Source organism: Acidovorax sp. LjRoot204, from assembly GCF_056175785.1.
Genome location: NZ_JBGFFF010000224.1, coordinates 1 through 5,557, shown reverse-complemented (window position 1 = coordinate 5,557; position 5,557 = coordinate 1). Strand labels below are relative to the sequence as shown.

Genomic DNA, 5,557 nt, shown 5'->3' with positions numbered 1-5,557 from the left:
ACGCAATCGGGTTGCATTATGCCCGCCTGTAGCCCCGCTCTGAACGAATTTGCTCCCTCCAGGCATTGAACCCAAAGCGCAAGATCCGGACCCCGCCCCTTTTGGCAGCTGCTAGCGCGTCAGCGTCAGCCCTTCAAATACCGCGCAAACGTCTTGCGAAACTTCTCCACCTTCGGCCCCACCACAAACGCGCAGTACCCTGCATTGGGGTGGTTGGCAAAGTAGTCCTGGTGGTAGGCCTCGGCCGTGCTGTAGTTCGAGAGCGGCTTCACCTCGGTGGTGATGGGTGCGCCAAACAGCTTGTCTTGCGACATCTGGCGGATCATGGCGTTGGCGATCTCGCCGTGCTCGGGGTTGTCGTAGTAGATGCCGCTGCGGTACTGCGTGCCCACATCATTGCCCTGGCGGTTGAGCGTGGTCGGGTCGTGGGTGTGGAAGAAGATTTCCAGGATCTCCTCCAGGCCGATCTCGTCGGCATCGAACGTCAGTCGCACCACCTCGGCGTGGCCGGTGTCGCCCTGGCAGATCTGCTCATAGCTGGGGTTGATGGTGTGGCCGTTGGTGTAGCCGCTTTCCACATCGGTGATGCCGCGCACGCGGTCGAACACGGCTTCGGTGCACCAGAAGCAGCCGCCGCCCAGGGTGATGGTTTGTTGGTTGTGGGCCATGTGGGTCTCCATGCGGTGAAGTCAGACGAAAAGATCCACGGCATGGTACGCGGCATTGCCCGGCGCAGCCCGGGCAGGGGATTTGCCGGGCACACGTCGGGTCAGGCTACTCGTACTGGCGACCCTGCGCCATCAGCTCGGGCGTGCCAATCAGCGCATTCAGACCATCAAAGTCCATCATCCGGTCCTTGAAGGGCGCCGTGGTCTGGTGCGTGTGCAGGCTGGCGTAGTAGCCCTGCAGCGTGTGCRCCACGGCGCGSGCGGTGCCRCCSGGRAAGATCRCGATGCGAAAGCCGCGCTGCTGCAGCTCGGCCGCGCTCTGGATCGGYGTCTTGCCGCCTTCGACCATGTTGGCCAGCAGCGGGATGCGGTGGGCAAAGCGCTGGCAGGCCGCGTCCATCTGCTCGGGGGTGCGCAAGGCTTCGATGAAAAGCGCATCCACACCACATTCCAGGTACGCCTCGGCGCGGTCGAATGCGGCGTCAATGCCCTCCACGGCCAGCGCGTCGGTGCGGGCCAGGATCAGGGTGTGGGCGCTGCGGCGTGCGTCCAGCGCGGCCTTGAGCTTGCCGCACATCTCGCCCACCGGCACCACCGTCTTGCCATCCAGATGCCCGCAGCGCTTGGGAAARSYCTGGTCYTCGATCTGCACCATSGCCGCGCCCGCRCGCTCRAAGCCGCGCACGGTGCGCTGGGTGTTGAGCGCGTTGCCRAAGCCGGTGTCGGCATCGACGATSACSGGCGKGCKCACRCGCTCGGTGATGCGYGCSAGSGTGTCYTCSACCTCGGTGWAGGTGGTSAGGCCSAYGTCGGAGCGGCCSAGSCGSGTGTAGGCRATSGAKGCGCCCGAGAGGTASAGCGCCTCGAAGCCSGCCTGCTCGGCCACCAGGGCGCTCAGGGCGTCGTAGACGCCGGGGGCCAGGATGGCGCGGGGTTCATGGAGGCGTTCTTTGAACGATGAAGGGGTCATGTCTTCAAACTTTCTGACGGTTCAGCCCGGCCGCCGTGTTCGCAGCGATGTAGCCACCGGCCACGGCGCTGAGCAGGCCGTTGCCGGAGAGATAACCCCACACCGCGTCGCCCGACACCCCACGAGCCGCACCGCCTGCGGCCAAAAGATTTGGGAATGGCTGGCCGGTCTGCATCAGCACGCGGCACTGGGCGTCGATGTCCAGCCCACCCTGGGTATGGAACAGCGCGCCGGTCACCTTGACCGCGCAGAACGGCGCCTGCAATGGGCGGGCAAACACACGTCGGTTGTGGTCGTTCTGGCCGCTAGCGCTAGTGGTACTTGCCAGGGTTGCTATCAATTTTGATTCTTCGCAGCCGATCAATGCCGCCAGCGCCTGCACGCTGTCACAGTGCTTTACCGCACCGGCTGCCTCGGCATCGACAAAGTCCGGAAAGCTGCGCGCCAATGCGAGGATGGGCGCATCGAACACATTCCACGCCACGCCGCCCGGCTGCGCCAGCACATGCACCGAGGCTTCGGAGTAGCCCTGCGTTTCGTCGTGAAAGCGCTCGCCCAGCGCATTGACCTGGATACCGCCTTCCATCATCAGCGCCCACGAAATCAGCGCGCCCTGCGGAATGGCCCAGGAGCCGTGGCCCTGGTAGCCGCCCAGGTCCGCCAGCCGGGCGCCCAGCGCCTGGCCCCAGGCGATGGCACTGCCATCGTTGCCGGTGTGGCCGGCGAACAGCGCATCGCGCATCTCGGGCAGCAGCTCGCGCACCATGGCCGGGTTGCCGCCAAAGCCGTTGCAGGCCAGGATGAGTGCGTCGCAGGCCAGGTGCTCCAGCGTGCCATCAGGCCGCCCGTAGCCCACGCCGATCACGCGCTGCTGAGCATTGACCCACAGCTCGCGCACGGTGGCTTCGGTGATCAGCGGAATGTCCACCGCCGTCACCGCGTTGGCCAGGCGGCCCATCAGGCCCACGCCGGTTTTCTCGGGCGTGGCGTGCATGCGGCGCACGCTGTGGCCGGGGTACAAAAATCCATCGAGAACCTGCCACTGCAGGCCATGGCGCGCTTGCAGTGCATCGAGCGCCGGGCCGATGGCCTGGGCATAGGCCTGCACCAAATKGGGCGCCGCCCTGCCCTTGGCCTTGGCGCTGATGTCGGCGGCAAACCGCTCCGGGCTGTCATCAATGCCCTCCGCGCGCTGCGCCTGCGTGCCGGGCGCGGGGATAAAGCCGGATGAGAGGGCCGACGAGCCCAGCGGCGTGGCATCGCGCTCCAGCACCGCGCAGTCCACACCGGCATCGTGCAGCATCAGCGCCGCAGTCAGCCCACAGGCACCGCCACCCACGATGAGTACCGGCACATGTGCGTCCTGCGTCACGGTGCCGGGCATGTGCTCGGCATGGCAGATGCGGGGTGTGCTCATGGGCGCATTCATGCGGAAGGGGCGGCCACAGCGGCAGCAAAGTCGGCGCAGATCAGCACCTGGGCCACGTTGGCCATGTCGGCCACCGAGGTGTCATGCACTGCCTGCCTGAAGGTAGCGCATCCGTCGGACAGCACCAGTGTCTGGTAGTCGCGCATGTGCGCATCGCGCACCGTGCTGGCCACGCCCCCGTTGGTGACAATGCCGCACACGGCCACGGTGGTGATGCCCGCGCGGCGCAGCACCCAGTCGAGCTGGGTATTGAAGAAKGCCGAATASGCCACCTTGCACACCGACACGTCCACCCACGGTGCGATCTCGGGCACATGGGCCTGGCCTGTGCTGCCGGGCGCAAAGTCGCCGCGCCGCAGAAATGGGCGCAAGGCCTTGAGGTGGGGCGACACCATGGGTTCGCCCTGCGCATCGGGCCACAGGGTGAACTGGCTGCCCACCACCATGCCGCCCGCCGCCTTGAGTGCCTTGGCCACCGCTGCCACCCGGGGCGGCAAGGCCTGGGCGGCAGAGCTCACCGCGCCACCGCGTGCATAGGCACCGTCCGGGGCCAAAAAGTCGTTTTGCAGGTCGATGATGACCAGCGCCGTGTGGCGCGGGTTGATGCTCAGGTTAGGTGCGCCGTGGCTCATGCTGCGCCCTCCCCGTCGGCCCGCACCAGCAGATTGCCCAGCGGGTCCACCGTGGCGCTGAAGCCAGGCTCCAGCCACACCGTGGTGTCGGGCTGCTCCAGGATGGCCGGGCCGTCGATGCGGGTGCCCACAGGCAGGTCCAGGCGTGCGTGGCGCGCGGCGTCCCACCAGCGGCCGGCGTGGAACACGCGCTGCACACCCAGCGAGGGGTTCACCGTGGTGGTCTGCGGGGCCAACACCGTCAGGTCGAACTTGGGACGCACGCCCACGCGGGCGTAGCGCAGGTTCATCACCCGCACGGCGATGCCGTCGAGCACGCGGCCAAAAGCGGCGCGGTAGGCGGCCTCGAATGCGGCGCGGATGCCCTCGTGGCTCAGCGCATCGGCCGCCACAGGCACCTGCACGGTGTGGGTCTGCCCTGCGTAGAGCATGTCGAGCGCAATGATTTCCTGCACTTCCACAAACTTCACGCCCGCCGAATCCAGGCGCTGCTGGCAGGTGGCTGCGAGTGTGGCCACGCGCTGGCGCAGGTCGGCCACGTCCAGGTCGGCCAGGGGTTTGTTCAGCGTTTGCACCGCGTCGTGGCGCATGTCGGCCATCACACAGCCCAGGGCGGAGGTGACGCCGGGGTAGCGCGGCACGATGCCCGTGCCCACGCCCACCTCGCGCATCATGGCGCACACATGCAGCGCGCCGCCGCCGCCAAACGGCATGTAGGCAAACTGGCGCGGGTCGTGCCCGCGCTCGATGGACACCACGCGCACGGCACCTGCCATCTTGGCGTTGGCCACCGTGAGGATGGCTTCGGCGGCTGCCATCACATCCAGGCCCAGGGGTCGGGCCACATGGGTCTCGATGGCGTCGCGCGACTTTTGCGCGTCCATGGCGGCCAGCAGGCCTCCGCCCAGGGGCCGGTCGGCGGCAATGCGGCCCAGCAGCACATTGGCATCCGTCACCGTGGGGCGCGTGTTGCCCCGGCCATAGCAGGCCGGGCCGGGGATGCTGCCGGCAGACTCGGGGCCCACCTGCAGCATGCCGCTGGCGTCCACCGAGGCAATCGAGCCGCCGCCTGCGCCAATGGTCTCGATCTGGATCATGGGCGAGCGCACCACCATACCAAACTCAATGGCCGTCTGTGCGGCCAGGGCCGCCTCGCCCTTGGCCACCAGGGACACGTCGAACGAGGTACCGCCCATGTCGCCCGTGATCACATCGGGGAAGCCTGCCGCACGCGCAATCGCCGCGCAGGCGATCACGCCCGCCGCCGGGCCCGAGAGCGCGGTGCGCACCGGCACATCGCAGGCCGTCTGGCGCGACATCACGCCGCCGTTGCTTTGCACGATGAGCAGCTCGCCGCCAAAGCCCTGCGTGCGCAGGTCGCCGTCCAGCCGCTCCAGGTAGCTGCCTACCACGGGCTGCAGSGAYGCRTTGAGCGTGGCGGTSGAGCAGCGCTCGAACTCGCGGATCTCGGGCAGCACCTCRCTGGCSRMSGTSACRTGCGGGTTGGGCCASASKYYGCGCACGGCSGCCACGGCGRSCYGCTCGTTSKYGGGGTTGGCGTAGGTGTTGATGAAGAAMACGCASACSGCYTCGCAGCCCGCCTCSAGCAGCGMGCGCGCYTGGGCCTTGACCTGCTCGATGTCTACCGGSGTGTGCASCGTGCCRTCGGCCAGCACGCGCTCGTCSACYTCSMGSCGCAGGTYGCGCGGCACSAYSGGCWCGAAGCTGCCGCGCAGGCCCCAGGTCTSSGGCCGGTCGCGGCGGCGCATCTCSAGCACGTCGCGAAAGCCGCGSGTGGTGATGATGCCGGTGCGTGCCACCTTGCGCTCCAGCAGCGCATTGGTGCCCACGGTGGTGC

At 67.9% G+C, this 5,557-nt stretch carries 5 protein-coding genes; all 5 read right to left on the bottom strand.

Going from position 1 to position 5,557, the window contains the following annotated elements; translation table 11 throughout:
- Positions 1-125: 125 nt before the first annotated feature.
- On the bottom strand, positions 126-668 hold the full coding sequence (gene msrA, locus AC04MI_RS23110) for a peptide-methionine (S)-S-oxide reductase MsrA (RefSeq protein WP_436077271.1): 543 nt from the start codon (positions 666-668) through the stop codon (positions 126-128).
- A 106-nt stretch (positions 669-774) separates the two neighbouring features.
- The gene (locus AC04MI_RS23105; RefSeq protein ID WP_476498807.1) at positions 775-1,638 is read right to left on the bottom strand and encodes an isocitrate lyase/PEP mutase family protein; all 864 of its coding nucleotides are present in this window, start codon (positions 1,636-1,638) and stop codon (positions 775-777) included.
- A gap of 4 nt (positions 1,639-1,642) precedes the next feature.
- On the bottom strand, positions 1,643-3,055 hold the full coding sequence (locus AC04MI_RS23100) for an FAD-dependent oxidoreductase (protein WP_476498806.1): 1,413 nt from the start codon (positions 3,053-3,055) through the stop codon (positions 1,643-1,645).
- Between the two features lie 8 nt (positions 3,056-3,063).
- Entirely contained in the window at positions 3,064-3,699 is a 636-nt protein-coding gene (locus tag AC04MI_RS23095; RefSeq protein ID WP_436077270.1) for a cysteine hydrolase family protein, read from the bottom strand.
- Positions 3,696-5,557 (bottom strand): hydantoinase/oxoprolinase family protein (locus AC04MI_RS23090; protein WP_476498805.1); only part of this gene is annotated, 1,862 nt, incomplete at its 5' end. The genes AC04MI_RS23095 and AC04MI_RS23090, both read right to left, overlap by 4 nt.

Coding starts and splice junctions, on each gene's coding strand:
- msrA (WP_436077271.1), bottom strand. CDS start 668: ATGGCCCACAACCAACAAACCATCACCCTGGGCGGCGGCTGCTTCTGG.